General features: G+C 40.6%; 14 protein-coding genes and 1 pseudogene. 6 read left to right on the top strand and 9 right to left on the bottom strand.

The annotated features are described in order from the left end of the window. Positions 1 to 463 precede the first annotated feature (463 nt). Positions 464 to 1349 (top strand): annotated as a pseudogene (locus tag C427_RS17240) (IS1595-like element ISGps1 family transposase). 207 nt (positions 1350 to 1556) lie between these two features. After that, positions 1557 to 2462: a LysR family transcriptional regulator gene (locus tag C427_RS17235; protein WP_007634315.1), complete on the top strand. Its 906-nt coding sequence runs from the start codon at positions 1557 to 1559 to the stop codon at positions 2460 to 2462. A 334-nt stretch (positions 2463 to 2796) separates the two neighbouring features. Here the strand turns inward: C427_RS17235 and C427_RS17230 are convergent, their stop codons facing one another. From C427_RS17230 to C427_RS17205, 6 genes are all read right to left on the bottom strand, one after another. Beyond that, on the bottom strand, positions 2797 to 4221 hold the full coding sequence (locus C427_RS17230; protein ID WP_015431116.1) for a purple acid phosphatase family protein: 1425 nt from the start codon (positions 4219 to 4221) through the stop codon (positions 2797 to 2799). 229 nt (positions 4222 to 4450) lie between these two features. Next, complete coding sequence (locus C427_RS17225) at positions 4451 to 6937, bottom strand: TonB-dependent receptor (RefSeq protein WP_007634322.1); 2487 nt, start codon at positions 6935 to 6937, stop codon at positions 4451 to 4453. Positions 6938 to 7082: 145 nt separating this feature from the next. Further along, positions 7083 to 8168 (bottom strand): FecR family protein, encoded by a 1086-nt coding sequence (locus tag C427_RS17220; protein WP_007634324.1) that lies wholly within the window; start codon positions 8166 to 8168, stop codon positions 7083 to 7085. After that, the gene (locus tag C427_RS17215) at positions 8165 to 8854 is read right to left on the bottom strand and encodes an RNA polymerase sigma factor (protein WP_007634326.1); all 690 of its coding nucleotides are present in this window, start codon (positions 8852 to 8854) and stop codon (positions 8165 to 8167) included. Before C427_RS17215 ends, C427_RS17220 begins: the two co-directional genes overlap by 4 nt. Before the next feature lie 544 nt (positions 8855 to 9398). Continuing rightward, a complete protein-coding gene (locus C427_RS17210) occupies positions 9399 to 10409 on the bottom strand; it encodes an AraC family transcriptional regulator (protein WP_007634327.1) in 1011 nt (336 codons plus the stop codon). Beyond that, the gene (locus C427_RS17205; protein WP_007634328.1) at positions 10409 to 11308 is read right to left on the bottom strand and encodes a GGDEF domain-containing protein; all 900 of its coding nucleotides are present in this window, start codon (positions 11306 to 11308) and stop codon (positions 10409 to 10411) included. Before C427_RS17205 ends, C427_RS17210 begins: the two co-directional genes overlap by 1 nt. A gap of 368 nt (positions 11309 to 11676) precedes the next feature. Here C427_RS17205 and C427_RS17200 point away from each other — a divergent pair, with 368 nt between their 5' ends. The 4 genes from C427_RS17200 to C427_RS27730 all read left to right on the top strand — a co-directional run bounded on the left by C427_RS17200 (position 11677) and on the right by C427_RS27730 (position 17458). Then, the gene (locus C427_RS17200) at positions 11677 to 14370 is read left to right on the top strand and encodes a TonB-dependent receptor (protein WP_007634329.1); all 2694 of its coding nucleotides are present in this window, start codon (positions 11677 to 11679) and stop codon (positions 14368 to 14370) included. Between the two features lie 100 nt (positions 14371 to 14470). Next, positions 14471 to 15484 (top strand): metallophosphoesterase, encoded by a 1014-nt coding sequence (locus C427_RS17195; protein ID WP_007634330.1) that lies wholly within the window; start codon positions 14471 to 14473, stop codon positions 15482 to 15484. Then, the gene (locus C427_RS17190; RefSeq protein WP_015431115.1) at positions 15481 to 17064 is read left to right on the top strand and encodes a phytase; all 1584 of its coding nucleotides are present in this window, start codon (positions 15481 to 15483) and stop codon (positions 17062 to 17064) included. The genes C427_RS17195 and C427_RS17190 overlap by 4 nt, the downstream gene beginning before the upstream one ends. Then, on the top strand, positions 17051 to 17458 hold the full coding sequence (locus C427_RS27730) for a phytase (protein WP_015431114.1): 408 nt from the start codon (positions 17051 to 17053) through the stop codon (positions 17456 to 17458). The genes C427_RS17190 and C427_RS27730 overlap by 14 nt, the downstream gene beginning before the upstream one ends. Positions 17459 to 17768: 310 nt before the next feature. On the opposite strand, the gene C427_RS17185 is transcribed toward C427_RS27730, so the two are convergent. From C427_RS17185 to C427_RS17175, 3 genes are all read right to left on the bottom strand, one after another. Then, positions 17769 to 18194 (bottom strand): acyl-CoA thioesterase, encoded by a 426-nt coding sequence (locus tag C427_RS17185; RefSeq protein WP_007634332.1) that lies wholly within the window; start codon positions 18192 to 18194, stop codon positions 17769 to 17771. A 133-nt stretch (positions 18195 to 18327) separates the two neighbouring features. Further along, positions 18328 to 19551 carry a CaiB/BaiF CoA transferase family protein gene (locus C427_RS17180; RefSeq protein ID WP_007634334.1) on the bottom strand — a complete coding sequence of 408 codons (1224 nt, stop codon included), beginning with the start codon at positions 19549 to 19551 and terminating at the stop codon, positions 18328 to 18330. Between the two features lie 49 nt (positions 19552 to 19600). Continuing rightward, positions 19601 to 20473, bottom strand: coding sequence for a DUF72 domain-containing protein (locus C427_RS17175; protein WP_007634336.1), 873 nt, complete (start codon positions 20471 to 20473; stop codon positions 19601 to 19603). Between the last annotated feature and the right edge of the window lie 9 nt (positions 20474 to 20482).

Raw genomic sequence — 20482 nt, 5'->3', positions numbered from 1 at the left:
GTTTCTGTGAGGGTATTTCTATCAAATCTTCAATCCTTTGTTATACAAATTTGCAATTTATATTCAAACACTAACTTATTCTTGTAGGGACTAATTGTCTAGTAAATATACGTTTAATTATGTGGTATTTCACTTTAGAAACAAAGACTTGTTAGGGGTTATGGAGAACAGCGCCTGAATACAAATCTTGTTTTTTGTTTTCCCCCGTCGCTTTTAATTGACATTTTAAAGGCATGTGCCTAGGAGTCGTTGCTTTGTAAACTGAGAGTTTTAGGTTATTTAACAATTATTAGCAGAGATTCCCTATTAACACTGACGACCATACCGACAAACCCTCACTTAAAAATAATAGGTATAAAAGTTATAATTGTTGAAGAAAAGATATAATTTATTATGCCTATGCAGATAACTCAGGACTGAACTGTACTGTATATACAAACACCCTGTATAGGTAACCATTACCATGAACATGTCAGAAGCAAGCTTTTTAGCTTGGCAAAAACAGTTTAGTACAGAAGATGATTGCTTAAAATACTTGCAACAAATGAAATGGCCAAATGGCTTTATTTGCCCTGGTTGTGGCAATAACCATAGCTATGAAATTACAAGTCATCATTTATACGAGTGTACACAATGTAAAAAGCAGACCTCAGTCATGTCAGGAACACTTTTTTACGGCAGCAAAATCACTTTGAACCAGTGGTTTTGGGCTATCTATTCTCTTTGGCTCTGATAAGGGAAGTATCTCAGCACTGAGACTCAGTAAATTAATAGAAGTCAATTGGCGAACCGCGAGGCTGATTTTAAAGAAACTTAAAACGGCTATGGGGCATAGAGATAGTTTATATCAATTAAGTGGCACAATAGAGCTAGACGACGCTCTGGTTGGCGGTAGACAAAAAGGCAAACGAGGACGCGGAGCAGCAGGAAAAAAGAATGTGCTGATAGCCTGTGAAAGTAAGGATAAAAAAGCAGGATTTATCGCAATGGCAGTGGTCGATAGCATTTGTCATTTTAGCGTGAATGAATTCGTCAAGAAACACTTGAAACAAGGCCAACAAGTTCATTCTGATGCATTGCCGGCATTGAATATTATAGGTCAAACAGAAAACTATGAGGCAAGAGTAACCCCGGGTTATTTAGTTGATGAATGGTTACCGTGGGTACATATAGCCATCGGAAATTTAAAAACGTTTTTGTTAGGTACGTTTCATGGTGTAACCGGAAAATACCTACAAGAATACTTTGATGAGTTCTGTTATCGGTTCAATCGTCGATTTATCGAAAAACAAATACCTAACCGATTGTTAAACTTAGCAATAATTCACTTACCTGTAAAATCGACCTGAGCCAGGCGTATAGGCATGTAATTTATTGATAGTGAATAAACTCTAAAGCAGTGGCAAAGCACCAAATAATAAACATCGGTTGTAAATAGGAATGACAACAAAAATAGCGAGTTTTATTAATCAAAATAATGGTGTATTTTCAATCTACTATGAATTTTATTCATGTAATAATGTTTATTCTATCTTAATTAAGAAGCAATTTATCCTATGTTAGAGCGTTCCCACTTAATGATTATTCGTACGGTACATCAGTTAGGCACCTTAACCGAAGCCGCTGAACAATTATGTTTGTCACAATCGGCACTGAGTCATGCTATTAAAAAGCTCGAAAATTATTTTGGGACACCGCTGTGGATAAAAGAAGGGCGACGCCTGCGCCTGACTCAAGCGGGTCATACCTTGCTCAATTTGGCACAACGGTTGTTACCTCAATTTGAACACAGTGAACAAATTATTAGGAACATTGCTGGAGGAGGACAAGGCAGTTTGAGAATTGGCATGGAATGTCATCCTTGTTATCAATGGCTACTAAATATTGTTGGCCCGTTTTTAAAGCAATTCCCAGATGTGGACTTAGATGTCAGGCAACGCTTTCAATTTGGCGGTATGGGAGCATTGCTAGGGTATGATATTGATATGTTAGTCACGCCGGACCCGTTATATAGCCTCGCCTTGGAATATGTCCCCGTATTCGACTACGAACATGTATTGGTGGTGCCAAAAACGCACTCTTTAGCAAGTAAACCTTGGGTAGAGCCGTTTGACTTGAGCAATGAAGTGATCATTACCTACCCTGTTGAGCCTTCTCGATTGGATATATTCAGTCAGTTTTGTCACCCTGCTGGCATAGCCATTAAAAAGCATGTGCAAATAGAAACCACAGAAATCCTGTTACAAATGGTCGCAGCGGGCAGGGGGTTTTCTGCATTACCCAAATGGTTAGTTGAAAGCTACCAAGGTACATTAGATATTTGCCCAGTGAGCTTGGGTAAAAAAGGAATTTACAAAACAATTCACCTCGGTTTTAGAAAAAATGAACAACGTCCCACATACTTAAATCAGTTTATCCAAATGGCGCAAGATAATGACACTGACTTTTTAACGAACACTTGATTGGAATACCCTGCTTTTTAAATGACACTATTAATTGGAGTCGTAACAAAGATAATGCATGACGGAGTCATTGAACATAACAGTCGGTAACGCAGATTAAGTGCGATGCCCGAGTTGACAGTAAACCCACTGCAATTTTTGACAATATTCACAGTGAGTGACAATACTAGCTTGCTTATTGTGGACTGTGTATCAGTCAGATATCTGCTCTTTATAAGCTTTATGAATAAAGTACGTGACTTTCTTTTGTCGATATTTTTAGTGCGTTATTCCGCTAAGTCATGGTGGCTCTTGTAAGGGCCAGTGTTAGCAAAAGTGCGTTGTAAAGGCAGACCTACCTGAACTTGTAAGGTGTTTTGTCCCTTTTTGTTTTTTCTAAGATAAAACCATCGTACAATTTACCATCTGAGGTAAAAGACTGATATTTAAGCTGATTACCTGTCTTTTTAATGATTTGGTAGGTCGGTGTGTTTTCACCTATGCGTTCAAGCTTCACACCATAATGACGGTATTCTTGCCAACGGTTAGGCTTTTGAGGATATGTTTTAGGACTTGCTACTGTGGTCAAAAATACTGACCTAACTTTTTTAGGCTCGTTTGGTCCAGCAATTTTGTTTATATCATCTGCAGTGCCTATGCTGCCGCGAGAGTAAGTATGATCGTGCCCCTGTAATATTAGGTCAACATTATGCTTTAAAAATACGGGTAAAAAAGCGGCACGAACATCAGGTTCGTCCTGACCGGGAGTATCTAGTGGCATTCCGCATGATGAAAATACTGGATGATGCATGCTCACAATTCGCCATTTTGCTGTACTATTTTGCAGTTTATGGTCAAGCCACTGAGCTTGGGCATCTAATAAAGTTACGTCACCTAATGCTTCAGAATTAAGTACGAAAATATCAATATCTGGGTAACGAGTAACATATACCGTCTCCTGTAGTTCCGGGGGCAAAGTGGGGGCGAGTGGCAGCGCAAACTGATCTTGCCATAGGGTCGAAAGGGCCCAAATCTTTTTACTGTTATGTTGTACTTGCCAGTCGTATTCATGGTTACCAGCCACTAACACTGCAGAGATCATACTAAAAATAAGCGGGTCTGAGTTAAGCCAGTTTGACCACTGATGATCGTTCGCTCCTTCGTTAACTAAGTCGCCTGCATAGATTGCAAATTCAGCTTTGGGTGCTTGTTGCCATGCTCTGCGTAATATCATCGGCCAGTGAGAATAAATACCGTTTTGTGCATCGCCAAAATATAAAAATTCAACGTCACTACTTTGCTGTAGCGGTGCCGTTTTTATTTGCCGCCAAGATGTCCAATGTTCAGTCGCGCCGCTTACTCGGTAGTTATAAAATGTGTCGGGTTGCAAATCGTTTATGGTTATCTGGTGGTAATTAACCATAGAAAGTTGAGCGTTTGCAGGGTAACTAAATGTACCTTGTGAATTTTCTCCATGACTCAATGACGTCGCTTGTGTTGTTGCTGTCAGTGATTTAGCCCGTATATCAAAGCGTGCATCAGGACTGGCTTTGACAATTTGTAGTTGCGGTGACTTTACAGTTTGGTCTGTGCGCCAGGTAACTGAAAAGCTGGTGGCGGGAAACTCAGTAGGCGTCACTATTATACGATCAGGCCAAGATGATGCCGTTGTGTAAGGCGTTTTAGCTTTACTGATTTTGGCCTGCGTTGACTGAGCATGAATGGGTACAACCCATAATGTCAGAGTGATACAAAGCGAGGATATCCAGATTAGCTTCATGGTTTTTCCTAAATAGTTAACTAAGGGTTTAATAAAATATGGGTTTAATAAAATATGGGTTTAATAAATATGCATTTAATAAATATGCATTTAATAAATATGCATTTAATAAAGAGTGTATAAAATGTGAATAGCAACACATCACAGAATATCTGTGATGTGTTGGGTTTGTTAAATCAGCCCTGTTTTAGTTCCACATACCGAGTAACCCAGCCATTAATACTGTCATTTAAAACGCATAACTAACACCAGCACCGTAAGTGGCAGGTGCGCCGACTAAACGCGAGCCACCGTTGAGTTCAAGGAAATAGACTTGGTCAGTAATATTACGTCCATAGGCATATATATTTAGGCCGCTGGCTAACGTTAAATCTACCCGCACACCAAGTAAACTATAAGAGGGTGCGGTGTTACCTTCCCCAGCGTTGAGTCGATTTGATTCTTCACCGTGGTAACTGTAATTAACACGGGCATTTAACTGCGCGTTGTTTGCCAGTGATGTTTGATAGTTCAGCACTGCTGTTTGACTCCATTCTGGTGAGCCAGGTAGTGGGTCGCCAATGGTGTTTGTCACATCATTTACACGATTGGAACTGAATTCGGTTATTTCAGTGTCTAAATAGGTGCCAGCGGTATTAAAGGTGACTTTGTGATTGTTTGTTTCATATAACGTCAGCGCAAGTGATGCCTCAGCGCCGCGCACAGTTGCCTCGCCTACATTCGTTCTACCGTTAGTGTCGTTAGATAAGCGAGCCGTGGCCTGTAGCTCTTCAAAATCATAAGCGAACAAGTCAAAGGTTAGGTTAATGTTATCGGTAACAAAACGTGCGCCTGCTTCATAAGCCAGCACTTGTTCTGATTCAAAAGGTTGTGTTTCTTCTTCAGAAAAAATGGAGGTACCGTCAAAGCCACCACCACGATAAGCGGTGCTAACGGATGTAAATACGTTGAGGTTATCGTTTACAAAGTATTGAAGCGCTAACTTACCCGATAAATCACTGTCATCGAACTCTCGATCCCATGAGAAATTTGCCTTTGTTTTGAAGGTTGTTTCGAATACCGATAATCCCCATGGATCGGAGTCAATGTTTTCGCCACGAAACTTGGCGGTATCTTTGGTGTAACGCAGACCAGCTGCAATGATCAAATCGTTAGAAATATTCCAATCAACATTAGCAAAAGTCGCCACACTGTTACGTCGTTGATTGTAAGGTGAGCTGTATTGAGACAACACTGCATAGCTGGTCCAGTTGCTGGTAAAATCAACTGAATCGTTAATCATAAAAGCGCCAGCTATCCAGTCAAATTCACCGCCTGTTGTATCACTTAAACGAATTTCTAATGACGTCTGGTCAAGCTTATCGTCAAAGTTGTATTGAAAGCGCGGGAATGAGGTACCGTCACCATTGCCACTGACATTGCGCTCACTACTTTGTAAGGCGAACAAAATATCCATATTTAAATTGACATTTAATTGGCGACTAAAATCACCGGAAAATCCACTCACATCAATTTCGTGGGAGTAATATTCACTGGCATAAAATTCGTAAGGGTCACTGTTTTCACCTGCGTTACGTGAAGGGTTGTCATCTTCGAAAGTTACACGATCATATTGCCGCGTATCGCCTCGATTCTGGCTGACAAAATAATGTAAAGTCAGTGAAGTCACATCATCAAAGTCGTATACACCGGTGCCACGAAAAGCGAATAAGTCGGCGTCACCAAAGCCTTCACGCCTGCCTGGATCGGCTACAGGCGGCACAATACCTTCAGCGCCTTCGGGGACAAACCCTGCAAAACTGCCTGCACCCGCACCATCCATAAAACCGCCACCTTGTTTCATCAACACCGCTACGCGAATACCTAAATCATCTGATACCGGACCGCCAACCGCAGCGCTACCAGAAACAAAGTCGTAAGACCCGTATTCGATATCGGCATAGCCGTTTAAGCTGTCGCCAGGAGCATGCGTGATGGCGTTAATTGTACCTGCAGTGGTGTTGCGGCCATATAAGGTACCTTGTGGGCCCTTTAACACTTCGATGCGTTCTAAATCAAAAAGTGGCATGCTCAGATAAGCGTTCGATGTTTGGTAAATACCATTAACGTGTAATGCAACGGAAGGATTGCCATTGGGTTTGTAGTCATCTGCTCCACCAATGCCACGAATAGTAATAAAACTATTTTCAGGACCACCATAGGCAGAATTAATTGAAATTCCAGATAGGTTACCGATTAAGTCTGTAAAGTCAGTTACGCCTAAAGCTTTTAATTCATTACCGCCTAATACAGTGATTGCCACAGGCGTATCTTGTAAGCTGCTTTCTCGCTTTAACCCGGTCACCACGACTTCATCCAAAGGCGCCTGATAACCTGATACTGGTTTTATACTTGACGAAACGGTATCTGCTTTTTTGATAACAATGGCACCACTTGGTTCTTTGTGTGCTTTTAGTCCGCTGCCTTTAATTAACTGTTCTACGGCTTTTATAACCGATAATTTTCCGGTGGTGGCAACCGCTTGTTTATCGCCAACAAGGCGGCTAGGGGCAATAATCACTGTACCCGTTTGCTCAGAAAGTTGATTCAAAGCTTGGCCAAGAGGTTGAATAGCGATATTTACCTGTGCTTGCTGTGATAAAACATCAAGCGGCATAAGATAGGTAAATGCACCGCCAAAGAGGGCTAACTTAATCGAGCGACTCAATTTCATCATGCTGTATATTCCAATAAATTAATGTGGGTTCGTTACAAGAGTCATGTTGATGAGAATTTTTTCAATAAAAATGACGGTTTCACAAAACCTTCACACAAAGGCGAATATTTATATTTGCTGTGTTTATTCATATCAATCTTAAAGCTCATTGTTTAGTTAGCACCTTACGGTCGTTTTCTTCAGTTAAGATGATCGGGTATGCCGAGGCTAATCCGGCCAGTACTTGATCGATTTGGTCAAAGTTAAAAGAGGCGGTGATAGTTAAGTCGTTAATGCTCTCATCTAAAATCACAACGGGCTTCTTAGCGTAGCGGTTGATATCAATCACTACTGTCTTTAAAGGAATGCCATCGTAAATGAGTCGACCTTTGAGCCAAGAAAACTCTGTTTCAGAGTCGAATCTGGTTACCTTTGTGATAAATGTTCCATTGTTATCGGCACGCACTTGTTCGTTTGCTCGCAACTGCAAAACTTGTTCATCTGTTGCGCTTTGGTCATCTGTTGCAACTTGTTCAGGTAAGTCTGCAACCTCAACTAAGCCGCGATGCACCGATATTTTTATGGCATTATCAGTGCTGCGTTTCACCTCAAATGCGGTACCGCGCACGCGTACTTGCAGTTGTTCAGCTGTCACTGAAAACACTCGGCTAGGGTCGTGGCTCACATCAAAATAGGCGCCACCTTTTTGTAAGGTTATGCGCCGTGCATGCTGACTGATATCGACTAAAATACTCGAATTTCCTGCCAGAGTTACATTAGAGCCGTCACTCAAGACAATCGTAAGGTTTTGCCCTATGGGTGAATTAAATGCTATTTTTGGTGTGGTTGTATCAAGCTTGTCTGGGTTGTGAAATACACCGCTGACCACTATTAAAATGATGCTTGCCGCAATACTGCTTAACCATATTACAGATTTTTTTAAGTTCCGTTTGGGCTTTGGTATAAGCGGAACTAGCAAATCTTGACATGCACACTGCTCTAACCAATCCACAACAGAATCTGTCATACCGATAGTCTGCCAAACCTCTAGGCTGTGCCTAAATGCATGGCGATTCGCCTCATTATTATTGATCCACAGAACAAATTCTTCACGCCTTTTAGGATCACAGTTGCCAGCATATAAGTCAGTCAGCCATCTTCGTGCCTGAGCTTGTGGTGTATCTTGGACTGGGATGTCTACTTGCTGTTTACAGGCTTTATCGACCATAGGTTCGTTGATGTGGTACTTCATGATTTCTTCTCGTTTGTCTTGGAGCGAGAGTGTGAAAGGGCAGGATGGATGTTTGTGTCTGCAATACCAAAGTTTATGCCTTGCGCTTGTTCGTCGATACTTTCTAAAATAGCCATTGCTTCATTCAGTTGACGGCAAATATCAGCCAGGCTCCAGCCAGTTTGAATAGATATTTGTGCGTAAGTTTGACCTTTTATTCGAACGCACATTAAAATATCTCGTTGTTTGGTACTAAGTTTTTTGATGCCATTTTGCATAGCGGCAATACGTTGTTCGTCTTGTAAAATTATCTCTGGGCATATCTCGTTTAATTGATCTTCATCGAGGTGTAATTGCTGCGTAATAAGATCTCGAATTTTTCGCAGTTTACTCATGGACTTTAGGGTGATATTAACTGCGATCTTTATTATGTAGGCTTTAGGGTTTTGTATCTCGGTAACATTTTTCATTTGATAAAATTGACTAAAGGCCTCTTGAGCCACATCTTCAGGCTCTGGGGGACCTGAACCATAATTTTTGTGTAATAAACGACACACATCAAGCCAATGGTCACGGAATAAGCTATCAATCGAGTGATTATTGGAACGTTTATCCTCGCATGGGCTTGCTGGATCTGGAGCAGAAATGCTATCTTTTATATACGGATCGACAAAAAATAATGGGTCTTGGTGCAGCACTTTATTCATTAATATTAACTCGAAAAAATAAATTTATTATATTTTAATGACGTTAAGCAGCAGATATATGACGGGAATGCTATAAATCACAAACATAATAAAAAATTCATATTGACCTGCAAAGTCTTGTGGATAAAACCTGTGGGGACTTTTGATTTAAATCTCATGAATAACCATGCGGCCTAGCTAAATGTATATCGAAAACGCTAGCTAATGTGCCATTAGGTTGGGCACAAAACGGAAGGTTACTAACGTTCGCGAACAGGGAGTCAAAAAGGCATCCACCATAATTTTTATAGTATTTACGATGGGTGTATTTGTAAATCTGCGTGTCTTGTTAATTTTCTATTTTTAATTTACTCAATCTTTAAATGTGATAGTTTTGCGCAAAATACAACGCTTAATGGGAAGCGAGACAAGGCGCCCATAATTTTAAAAAGCGTCAGATAATACGAGCGAAAAATAATTAATTGTTTAAAGTTTCGAGCAGAAATAATGGCGTTACTTATTTGCCATCGTTTGTGGAGAAGGTCAGTTTTGAAAGATAATACTTTTAGGTTTGCCGCAATTCACTTGGGGTTAACCCAGTGCAACGCTTTACTGCACGTCTAAAATTATTGACGTCGTTAAAGCGCATATAAGCTGCACTTTGTTCATTTTTTAGCTTCTGAATTTGTAAATAATATAACGCTTCTTGACAACACAATTCATCCACTAGCTGCTGGAAACTTATATTATGCTCTTTCAATATTCGTTTGAATGATGCTTGGCTAAGACTGTTTAATGTTGCAAGTTCAGGCAACGTTCGACCTGGCTTAGAGCGCAACTGACTACGTATCTTGTCCATTAAACTAAATTTATAAAGCCGTTTATTGATGACTGTTTTAACCGCGTAACGATTTAATCCTGGGTGCCTATCTGGACAGGATATTGTTGTTTCCGAAATGGGTAGTTTTATGGTTAACATAGGATGAGAAAACGTCAGCCGACTACCTAAGTTTTCTTCATACTCATAAATATGTTTTGGTCTTGCAAACGGGAATGAAAAGGAAAATTTCAACCGTCGCCCGATACATGTTTTTGACATCGCAACAAGGGCAGTGCAACTTGCCTCAATCATAAAGGTTTGATTTTTTCGTAAACCGATCGAATCTTGTAAAACAATATAAATATTATCCGGATCTTTAAATGTATGAGCTGACATAAAGGGGAAAATTTGCACGTTCATGATTGATAACACTCGCATGCAGCCAATAAAATCACTTGTGCTTTTTAATGCGTTCACTAAATCGGGATATTGTGCATCAATCGTATTGACCAGACTGTGACCAAATTGAAACGCAATATCATGGCCGCTACATAAGTGCTGGGCATTTTGAATAAGTATCAACAGTTGATTCACACTCAGTAATCTATTGTTGGTGAAGTCATCAGTAAATATACCGGTACCATGCAAAAGTTTATCTTTATTTGCGCCTCGCGCTGTGGCTAATGCATACAAGTTAGACGCCATATAATTCGCGTCGAACGCTTTAGTTTTGTTGGTTAAGCAGCCTTTAAGCATTAGGCTGCATGCTCGCCTAACGTATCTAGTTCTTGATTGAGTTTGCTCAGCGTATGTTCAGTTGTTTCAGTTAACACTAAGCGGCCTGCAACGCTCTTAACTTTGGTAAATAAAGACACATTTTTGTTACTGGGTTTAAATGCAACATTTTCAATACTGCGCTCGATTTGGTTAATCAATTCAAACGCATCTTGTAGGTTAGTCTGTGGCAATAATATAACAAACCTATCTCCCGCATAACGACAGACTAAGTCAGTGTTTCTAATATTCATTAACAATAAGTGAGCAATTTCTCGTAAAATCCGGTTACCTTCAACGATGCCATATTGCGCATTAACATATGAAAAATTGACCACGTCAATAACAATAATAGAGGCTGGTACCTTGTTACTGATAAGGCTGCTTGCCCGTTCTTTCCAGTAGCTGCCACGATACAGTAAAGTAATGGCATCTATCTCTTGATGCCATCGATAATCAAGTTCTCGTCGTTGTAGCTGTTGGTTGAGGGCCAATTGCTCGAGGTGCCACAGATACAATGCATAACTCATCACAAGCATGCCAATCGCCGCCGGGATCGACTCAAATAAGCTGATCCAATTTACAGCGCTGATTGGAGCCATAAATTCGTCAAATAAATCTAAGATTGCTGAAAAGGTAACCAAACTCAGCCCTATTACTAGCAAATTTGTTACTTTGCCTGACGGGCGACTCATTATAACGGCTAGCGTCCAAAATATGGTTAGCAGTGCGATGCTGCCCTCGCCAATTACATCAGACCATTCAATCGTTTCCAAAGGCACAAACTCGCCACTGATGCTCGACAACAATATTGCCATCAATAAAAGGCTTACGTGAAAGATGACTAAACGTGAATGTTGCATCAAAAGGTCAAACTTCATGCTAAGTGCTCCTGCGAATTGCTCGAACATATCTCTAAATAACAACACCAATGAAAAGACGAGGTTGTTGCAAGGTCACTTAACACCCTCAGCTGCACAATAATAATTGTGTAGGGTCATATTGGCTCAACGATGTGACAAAAAAATGAATATGCTGGAATTAATCAAGCGTAAATGTTGACAGGGCAATAAGAGTAACGCTTGCGAAAGGGGTCATTCTAGCTCATAAATGTATGATTTTGGGTCTAAATAGAGATAAAGAAGAAGGTGTTGTCATTCGGTCAAATGACTGTCACCTGAATGCAATAATCCGCAACTAGTGTAAGCGACGTTTTCTAATATCGTATGCACAAGATAAGGGTAATGGTATGCGCAACAAATTAAGTAAATTAGCTATAGCTGTTAGCTTGGCTGCTGCAAGTTCTATGGTAATGGCACAGCAAACTGCGAGTCTTTTTGGAAAATTAACAGACCAAAATAATCAACGCGTTTTTGCAGGGGCTAAAGTAGAAATTGAAGCATTAAATCGCACATCGTTATCTAGAACTGATGGTACGTTTCGCTTTCCTAATCTTCCTGAGGGCGAGTATGAATTAAAAATCACATACTTAGGCGCTCAAACTATTACCCAAACAGTGATGGTGAGCTCAGGTGAAAACGTGTTGCCCACAATTGAATTGCTTGCACAAAAAGCAGCGCTTGACGTCGTCATAGTGCGAGGTCAACGCAGTGGTAAAGCCAGTGCTATCAATCAACAACGTAATGCACGTAATATTGTATCAGTAGTATCTGCTGATTCGATTGGTGATTTTCCTGATCAAAATGCGGCTGAATCACTACAACGCTTGCCTGGTATTTCTATTGAGAGGGATCAAGGGGAAGGACGTCTTGTTGGAATTAGAGGCATCGATCCTAATCTTAATAGTGTCACAATTAATGGCCTCAATATTCCCTCACCAGAAGCCGGTGTTAGGTCTGTTGCCTTAGATATTATTCCGTCTGAGCTGATCCAAACTTTAGAAGTATCCAAAACCATATCTGCGGATATGGATGCGGATGCAGTGGGCGGTGCGATTAATGTGAAAAGTATTAGTGCCTTTGACCGCACACAAGACACCACCATAATCTCAGCTGGATTAAGCCAAAACCAGTTGCGGGATGAGCTCGCTCCAAAAGCATCTATTACCCTGACTCGATTAATCGATGATACCTTTGGAGTCGCTGCCGCCGTCTCTTACTTTAAACGTGATTTTGGCTCTGACAACATCGAGTCAAATGGCGATGACGAGGCCGAACAACGTCATTACAGCATCACTAGAGAGCGTTTAGGCACAGCAATAAATCTCGATTACCGTCCCAATTTCAATGACGAGTTTTTCATGCGCACGCTCTACAGTGAATTCTCTGATGACGAATTTCGTCAAGCCAATATTTTTAAGCTGGATGGGGATGACTCTGAAATAGAGCGTGAGTCAAAAGACCGCAAAGAAACCCAGACAATCTTTACATTAGCAACAGGCGGCGAGCATCAACGAGGGTTATGGTCACTGGATTATCAGCTAGGTTATGCCAAGTCGGATGAAACAGATCCTGATGGGCTTTATTACGTTTTTGTATCAGAAAATCCCAGTGTAGAGGCAAACTTAGACACTGAGATCCCGCAAATCTCGGTTAATGCGATGGCTAACGATTTAGCCAATTACGATCTTGATGAAATTAGCTTTGAAAAAAATCTGGCTGAAGATACAGAGACTAGCATTCAAGGGAACATTACTAAGTCGTTTGACAACAAAAGTGGACTGACTTTATTCAAGTCTGGTTTTAAGTACCGTCAACGCGAAAAATCGGCGCTGGCTAACATCAGTATTTATGGTGGTGATTTTGACAGTGTAAATGGCAGCAAATTTGCTATCGATGAACTTGATTATAATTTAGGTGATTTTGGTCCAGGTCTGAACCGAGAGCTTCTCAGAGAAGACTTTACGCAACAACTGCCTTTGTTAGAGCTTGAAGCATTAGACTCCGAAGTTGAATCTAATGGTGCTTCATATGTCAGCACCGAAGATATTTTTGCTGCCTATGTTATGGGCCAATTTGATTGGGAAAAATTACGACTTGTCGGTGGCATTCGATATGAAAAAACCGACTTCACAACGTCTGGTATGCGTGTCGAACTCATTAATGATGAAGAAAACGACATCGAAGAGGTTATTAATACACCTTGGGCTACTGAGCGAGATTATGACTATTTGTTATTTAGTTTTAATGCTCGCTACGCTTTTTCCGATGAAGTGGTGATGCGCGGTGCTTATTCGCAAACGATTTCACGCCCAATATTTGAACAGTCTGCTGCTTTTCAAATTATTGAGTCAAACACAGAAGAAGATGACGGTGAATTTGTTACACAGCGCGAGGCCGAAGTAGGTAATCCAGAGTTGCAACCCTATGAATCTGATAACTTCGATTTATCACTTGAATATTATCCCGGCACTATTGGCGTATTATCAGCAGGTTTATTTTATAAAGAAATTGATAACTTTATTATAGTTGCAGATGTTGCGAGCACTCAACAATGGCAGGGTTTTAAAGAGGTATTTCAACCCGTCAATGGTGATAAAGCAACATTAACAGGAATGGAGTTGTCTTGGGTAAAAGCGTTTGACAGTGGACTATTACTTGCCGCTAACGGCACTTTCTCAAGTACTGATGCAACCACCTTTTTAGACGGCGAAAAATTTGAAACTGACTTGCCAAACCAATCAGATCGGATTGGTAATCTCACCGTGGGATATGAGAATAATAGCTGGTCGCTGCGTCTCACTATGTCTTATAAGAGTGATAACTTAGAAGAGATTGATGGTGATATGTTGCGCATTGAAGATGATTATCAACATATAGATTTCTCAGGTAAATACTTCATTAACGACGACATGAATATCTATTTTAATGCCATTAATTTAAGCAACGAGAGTTTCTATAACTACTTTGATACACGCAACAGAAATGCCCAGTTCGAAGAGTATGGCCGCACTTTCGAGTTAGGGTTTCGCTGGCAATTATAAACCACTTAACATTAATTCAAGTTGCCTAAACATTTAACACATTTAACAAATAAAGCAGGTCATCGTTTCAGTTGATGGCTTGCGTTATTTTGAGGATTTTATGAGTCAGATACCTAAGTCATGTTTTATTTACCTATTGATTGTTTTATGGCAATTGATAACGATTACTCCAACGCTTGCCGCGCCACCATTTATAAATGCGCAAAGCTATGATGATAAATATTACCAAGCCCATGAAATAAAACAGCTGTTCGCTGAAGACTCGGATGTGGATTTACTAATACTTGGCGATTGGGGCCGAAATGGACATTATTCACAACGTTCAGTGGCTAAATGGATGGATATTGCTTCTCACTATCTGGATGCAGAAATGGTCGTAACCACCGGCGACAACTTTTACGATAACGGTGTGGCATCCATTCACGACCCTATTTGGAATACCTCGTTTGAGCAAATTTATCAGGGACCTAATTTATTTATCGATTGGTATCCTACCTTAGGAAACCACGATTATAGAGGCAATTGGCAAGCCCAAATTGACTACAGTCAAGTGAGTCGGCGCTGGGAGCTACCGGCACAGTACTATGAGAAACTGATTACGCTTGATGACGGTACCCAAGCACATTTGCTATTTATTGATACAAGCCCACTTAATCCAGACTATCAGGGCGAGACTAAATACCAAGAAACTCAAACACAAGACGCCGATGCGCAACTTATATGGTTACATCAAACGTTATCCAACAGTAAAGCGGACTGGCGCATCGTATTTGGACACCATCCACTGTATTCGAGTGGCAAACGTTATGGTGCAACCGACGGGATCAAATCAGTACTAGAGCCTATTTTAGAAAAATACCGTGTACATGCGTACTTTGCAGGTCATGAGCATGACCTACAGCACAACCAAGTAACAGGTAAAACGGTTGAACATTTTATTTCGGGTGCTGGCTCAAAACTACGCCCTACGGGAAAAGTAGATTTTACGCGTTTTTCATCTTCTAGTGCTGGATTTGCAGCGCTATCAATCGGCACTGATGCCCTTGTAGTGCAATTTATTGGTGACAACGGCAATGTTGTTTATCGTTATAACATCGATCGAGAAGCAAAATGAAAATAACGCAATCTGTTTATTTTTTATTGGCTTTGGTTTTACTAGGTGGCTGTCAGAATAACACTGTTCAAGGTAAGTCTGACAACAAGGTATTGTCATTTAACCAGATAGATATACAAGGGCAAGAAGCCTATCCAATTGATTTAGACAATGCCAATGGGTGGTTAGTTGTTGACGCAGATGAAGGTTTAACATGGCTCGACAGCGACTTTACGCCAATAAGTCAATGGAGCGGTAAGGTGGCAACTATAGATTGGCGTATTTCAATACAACAACCACACATGATATTGATTGCCGCTTTAGATGACAGCACTTCTGCTATCCATCTTTTGCATTTTGATATTGCGCAAGCCTCATTTAATAAACTGGCTAGCTTGCCTGCGAATGAATCGGATATCGAAGGGGTGTGTCTTGGCAATACCAGAGACGGTTTATCTTTATTCACGATTGACACGTTAGGTGTTCTTCAACATCACGGGATTGAAATCGAGCTTGTTGACAGTCAATTGAGCGCACGTTTGCCAGCCATTAGATCTTTAAATATTGGCCCCAATATGTCTGACTGTGCAGTGATTGATACAACACATCAATTATTAATAGCCGAGGAAGAAGTTGGAATATGGCAATATGATGCACTTAACGAAGGCGAAAACGAACGTAAGTTGATACCTTTTACAGTGTCTGGAGAAGTCGAAAGCATTAGTACGCATGCATCAGGATATGTTTTTGCAGCCAGTCCTGACAGTAACAATATTTGGGTGTTCGCTGCAAACGATGAGCCTAATTTACTTCCTGCACCTGCAGATATCAGCTTACCTAATAATATTCGTTTATCGTCAATTAATATTGCTACAAACAGCGCTAAATTATTGATGGGAGCATACGATGAAAGTCAGCAACAATTGTACGCAATAGAAGTGGATTGGTTGGCAGCTCAAATTGGTAAAACTAAGCTGTCTGTTAAAAAAAATAAACTCCAGCAAGCTGATTTTGATGCAGTAGAGGCGTTTTATGCTGTTGCTGAAACCGATTCAGTTCAGCGCTTTGGTGATGCCGCAGATGACCCTGCTATATGGATACACGCCAGCCGGCCGAGTAAAAGTTTGATTTTTGGTACGGATAAAAAGTATGGCCTGAATATTTATAGTTTACGCGGTGAATTAGTACAAACCCTCGCGGTAGGTAAAATAAATAATATCGATATCCGTCAAAACATATTCGTTAACGGTCAATATAAAGACATCGCTGTGGCCAGTAATCGTTCAAATCAATCTATGACGGTTTTTAGTATTGATGAGTCCGGAATGGCTAAACATTTGATTGATATTTCAACAGATTTAAATGATGTTTATGGTCTTTGTTTGTATCAGCATGATGACCAACTTGAGGTGATTATTAACGATACGGACGGCCAATTTAATCGCTACCAACTAGCCACCAACACAAGCGAAATTAGCGCAAAGAAAATTGACGCATTTAAAGCCAATAGCCAACCCGAGGGGTGTGTAGTGGATGACGACACCAAGCGTTTGTTTTTTTGTGAGGAATCAACGGGGGGTGTGGAAAATGCAACTAGATAACATCAATGGACAGCCCGAACTTATTGCAAGAGCGCAAGCACCTGTTAAGGCCGACATTGAAGGAATGGGTATTTACAACATAGACGGCGAGAAATTTTTAGTGGTATCCAGCCAAGGAAATAACCGTTTTGCTATTTATCGCATAGATGCCAACAATGAATTGTTGGGCGTATTTGCAATAGGTGCGAATAAGGCTTTAGGTATTGATGCAGTATCTGAAACTGATGGTATTGAAGTGACAAGCATTCCTTTAGGCGATGCATTTCCAAAAGGTTTACTGGTAGTTCAAGATGGTAGAAATGTCATGCCAATGGCACCACAAAATTTCAAACTCGTTTCTGGTGAATATCTAGATGATTTTATCACACTAAAAATAAGGCAGCTTGCTCAATAGAGCAAGCTAGACTGTGCCCTTATAACTAGCCTGAGTTTACAGATGAACCTGACGCCTAAAGCACGTTTTCTAACTTAACTTGCGTGATAGTTCCAAGCCATATCATAGTTATTTTACCGAAGTTTACTATGCGTCGCTGTGTTGATTTAACGAAGGGCTAGCCACAAACCACCATTAATGCTCAACGTAAACAATATTTTTAAGTTTAATTTAAAATCGATGCGAGTAAACCGATGAGGTAAGAATACTTTGATTTAAATTTTGGCTTAAGAAATTACCGGAATAACGTGGTTGATGGCGTTAACTTATCCTATACCGTTTGTTTTTTTATATTCAAATTACGAACTTCTTGTTCTGTTTGTGTCTCTAGCTGCTCCATTGTTTTACCATGGGGTGCTGGTCTTTTGCTCTTTGGATCAACTCGAACGAACACAATGTCATCAGCAAAGCAGATAGTTTTTTTAGTGGCTTTATTTCGCACCAAGCACGATACCGTAATAGAAGTACGACCGACATTTTTGGTTTCCAAACCAAACTCCACTACGTCACCCTGGATAGCAGGAGACTCAAAGCTAATTTCACCAATATGTTTGGTCACCAAGTAATTGGTTTCTAACTGACATATCGCATAAATCGCGGCTTCTTCATCAATCCATTCCAAAGCGCGGCCACCAAATAACGCATTGGCATAATTTAAATCATTAGGCATGACTAATCGGCGAGATAAAAAGCGCATTTGTATTCCTTAGTAAGTTTAATTCAGTAAGACACTATATTACGTAACCAATCCTCTGAGAATTAATGCTTCAATATAAGATAGTTCAATGGTCAAATCAGTGTCTAAGAAACCCTACCTAAGTAAGTTTATTTTAAATGACGTTTGATTGTCGCAGTTTATTAATAGCACTAGCGTCATATTCTAACAATTCAGTTAATACATCTTCAGTATGTTCACCTAGATTGGGTGGCGCCTGATTGTAAACGATAGGTGTGCGTGAAAAGTTGATGGGATTTTTTATTGTTGGCACTTTTCCATTTTTTGGGTGGGTGAGTTCACCTAATATTTTGCGATGTTTTATTTGTGGGTTTTCGAAGACCTGGGCAATGTCATTAATTGGGCCGCATGGCACACCTTTTGTTTCTAACTGTTGTAACCAAAACTCACTGTCTTTTGCTTGGATGATGTTTGCCAATTTTTCAATCACTATCTCTCTGTTGCGCACTCGTGCTTGATTAGTAGTAAATCGAGGGTCTTGGATTAATGCTTGGCACTGTGCCACCTCACAAAAGCCTGCAAATTGTGAGTCGTTACCTATGGTTAAAATGATAAAGCCATCTGCGGTTTGAAAGGTTTGATAAGGCACAATATTCGGGTGGGCATTGCCCATACGTTTGGGTGTCTCATCGCTCACTAAATAGTTCATCGCTTGATTGGCTAAGCAGGCCACTTGTACATCGAGCAAGGCAAGGTCAATATGTTGGCCTAACCTAGATTTTTCACGCTCTATAATCGCCGCTTGTATCGCTGTGGTGGCATACATGCCAGTGAGTATGTCAGTGAGTGCTACACCAACTTTTTGCGGGCCACCGCCAGGTAAGTGGTCAGGCTCGCCGGTTACACTCATGAGTCCACCCATACCTTGTAACAAAAAGTCGTATCCGGCTCTTTGCGCATAAGGACCGTTTTGGCCAAAACCTGTAATCGAGCAATAAATAAGCTGGGGATTTATGGCTGATAAGCTAGCGTAATCAAGGTGGTATTTTTGTAAACTACCGACTTTGAAGTTTTCTATCAGTACATCACAACTTTCTATGAGTTGATGAATAATAGCTTGTCCTTTTGGCTGTCGAATATCTATGGTGATAGACCGTTTGCCGCGATTAGCAGATAAAAAATATGCCGATTCTGTTGGGGCTTCGCTTTGTTGGTTATTCAGATAAGGGGGCCCCCAATGGCGAGTGTCATCACCTTGAATGGGTTTTTCTACTTTGATTATTTCTGCACCTAGGTCTGCCAGCATCTGTCCGGCCCAAGGTCCGGCCAATATGCGGCTAAGTTCAAGTACGCGGATATGTGAGAGTGGTGATGACATTGGTTGCTCAAAAATTAATGTGTATTTGCAACATCATACAGAAATCGACTCAAAGTCCAAAAATATCTAGTTGATTAATATGCATTTTAGGTAAAGGTATGGAAGGGATAGGTGTGTCGGGGTAGAGCTTCTTGAAGTCACTAAAAAATGCTTCGGCTAACCATGGCGCATCGAATGTATTGGCCATATGAAAAAATAAATAGGGCGACTTGCCTTCATCCAACCATTGTTTAGTTTTGTGGATCCAAGGGGTATAAAAAGGTTTATTTGCTTGAATAATAGGGTGACCGACAAAACGTACTAAAGGTGTGTCTGATGTAGCAATGACATGGGTAGGCACCTTAGGTTTTTTTCTCTGTGCATCTACAATGATTTTATCGCCATTAGCAGTGCAGGCAAATAAAGCTCTGGTGTCCATGATCACGCGGTTTATATTGTTTTCTATTAGTAATTGATTCAATGCTTTTTCATTATTACTTTTATCGAAAAATCCTAAGTGCCTGACTTCAACGGCATAGCGGAAGTCACTGGGTAAAAGGCGGATGAAATGGGCTAAGGTGTCGAGTTGCTGTGGGCCAAAGCTAGCAGGTAGTTGTAGCATTAAGCAGCCTAACTTATGTCCTAATAATGCCATGCGGTTGAGGACTAAGTGTAAATCGTCTTCTATATTCAGCAGCTTTTTATCGTGACTAATACTGCGGTGAAATTTAAAGGTAAAACGAAAATCATTAGGTACTTGGTCAGCCCAGCGCTGCAGCGTTTTTTCGTCAGGAATATGGTAGAAACTGGTGTTACCTTCGATACTGTTAAAATATTTGGCGTAAGCTTCGAGGCTGCGTTCTTTTGCAGTGTTGGCTGGAAATAAGCTACCGAACCATTGTTCATGGGTCCATGTAGGACAACCTGTTCTGATTAAAGACACTGACTAACC

Origin of the sequence: Paraglaciecola psychrophila 170, from assembly GCF_000347635.1 — a bacterium.
Taxonomy (GTDB): Bacteria; Pseudomonadota; Gammaproteobacteria; order Enterobacterales; family Alteromonadaceae; genus Paraglaciecola; species Paraglaciecola psychrophila.
Note: the sequence above shows the minus strand (reverse complement) of the source record. Positions and strands in the feature narration are given on the sequence as shown.

Coding starts and splice junctions, on each gene's coding strand:
- C427_RS17235 (WP_007634315.1), top strand. CDS start 1,557: ATGTTAGAGCGTTCCCACTTAATGATTATTCGTACGGTACATCAGTTA.
- C427_RS17230 (WP_015431116.1), bottom strand. CDS start 4,221: ATGAAGCTAATCTGGATATCCTCGCTTTGTATCACTCTGACATTATGG.
- C427_RS17225 (WP_007634322.1), bottom strand. CDS start 6,937: ATGATGAAATTGAGTCGCTCGATTAAGTTAGCCCTCTTTGGCGGTGCA.
- C427_RS17220 (WP_007634324.1), bottom strand. CDS start 8,168: ATGAAGTACCACATCAACGAACCTATGGTCGATAAAGCCTGTAAACAG.
- C427_RS17215 (WP_007634326.1), bottom strand. CDS start 8,854: ATGAATAAAGTGCTGCACCAAGACCCATTATTTTTTGTCGATCCGTAT.
- C427_RS17210 (WP_007634327.1), bottom strand. CDS start 10,409: ATGCTTAAAGGCTGCTTAACCAACAAAACTAAAGCGTTCGACGCGAAT.
- C427_RS17205 (WP_007634328.1), bottom strand. CDS start 11,308: ATGAAGTTTGACCTTTTGATGCAACATTCACGTTTAGTCATCTTTCAC.
- C427_RS17200 (WP_007634329.1), top strand. CDS start 11,677: ATGCGCAACAAATTAAGTAAATTAGCTATAGCTGTTAGCTTGGCTGCT.
- C427_RS17195 (WP_007634330.1), top strand. CDS start 14,471: ATGAGTCAGATACCTAAGTCATGTTTTATTTACCTATTGATTGTTTTA.
- C427_RS17190 (WP_015431115.1), top strand. CDS start 15,481: ATGAAAATAACGCAATCTGTTTATTTTTTATTGGCTTTGGTTTTACTA.
- C427_RS27730 (WP_015431114.1), top strand. CDS start 17,051: ATGCAACTAGATAACATCAATGGACAGCCCGAACTTATTGCAAGAGCG.
- C427_RS17185 (WP_007634332.1), bottom strand. CDS start 18,194: ATGCGCTTTTTATCTCGCCGATTAGTCATGCCTAATGATTTAAATTAT.
- C427_RS17180 (WP_007634334.1), bottom strand. CDS start 19,551: ATGTCATCACCACTCTCACATATCCGCGTACTTGAACTTAGCCGCATA.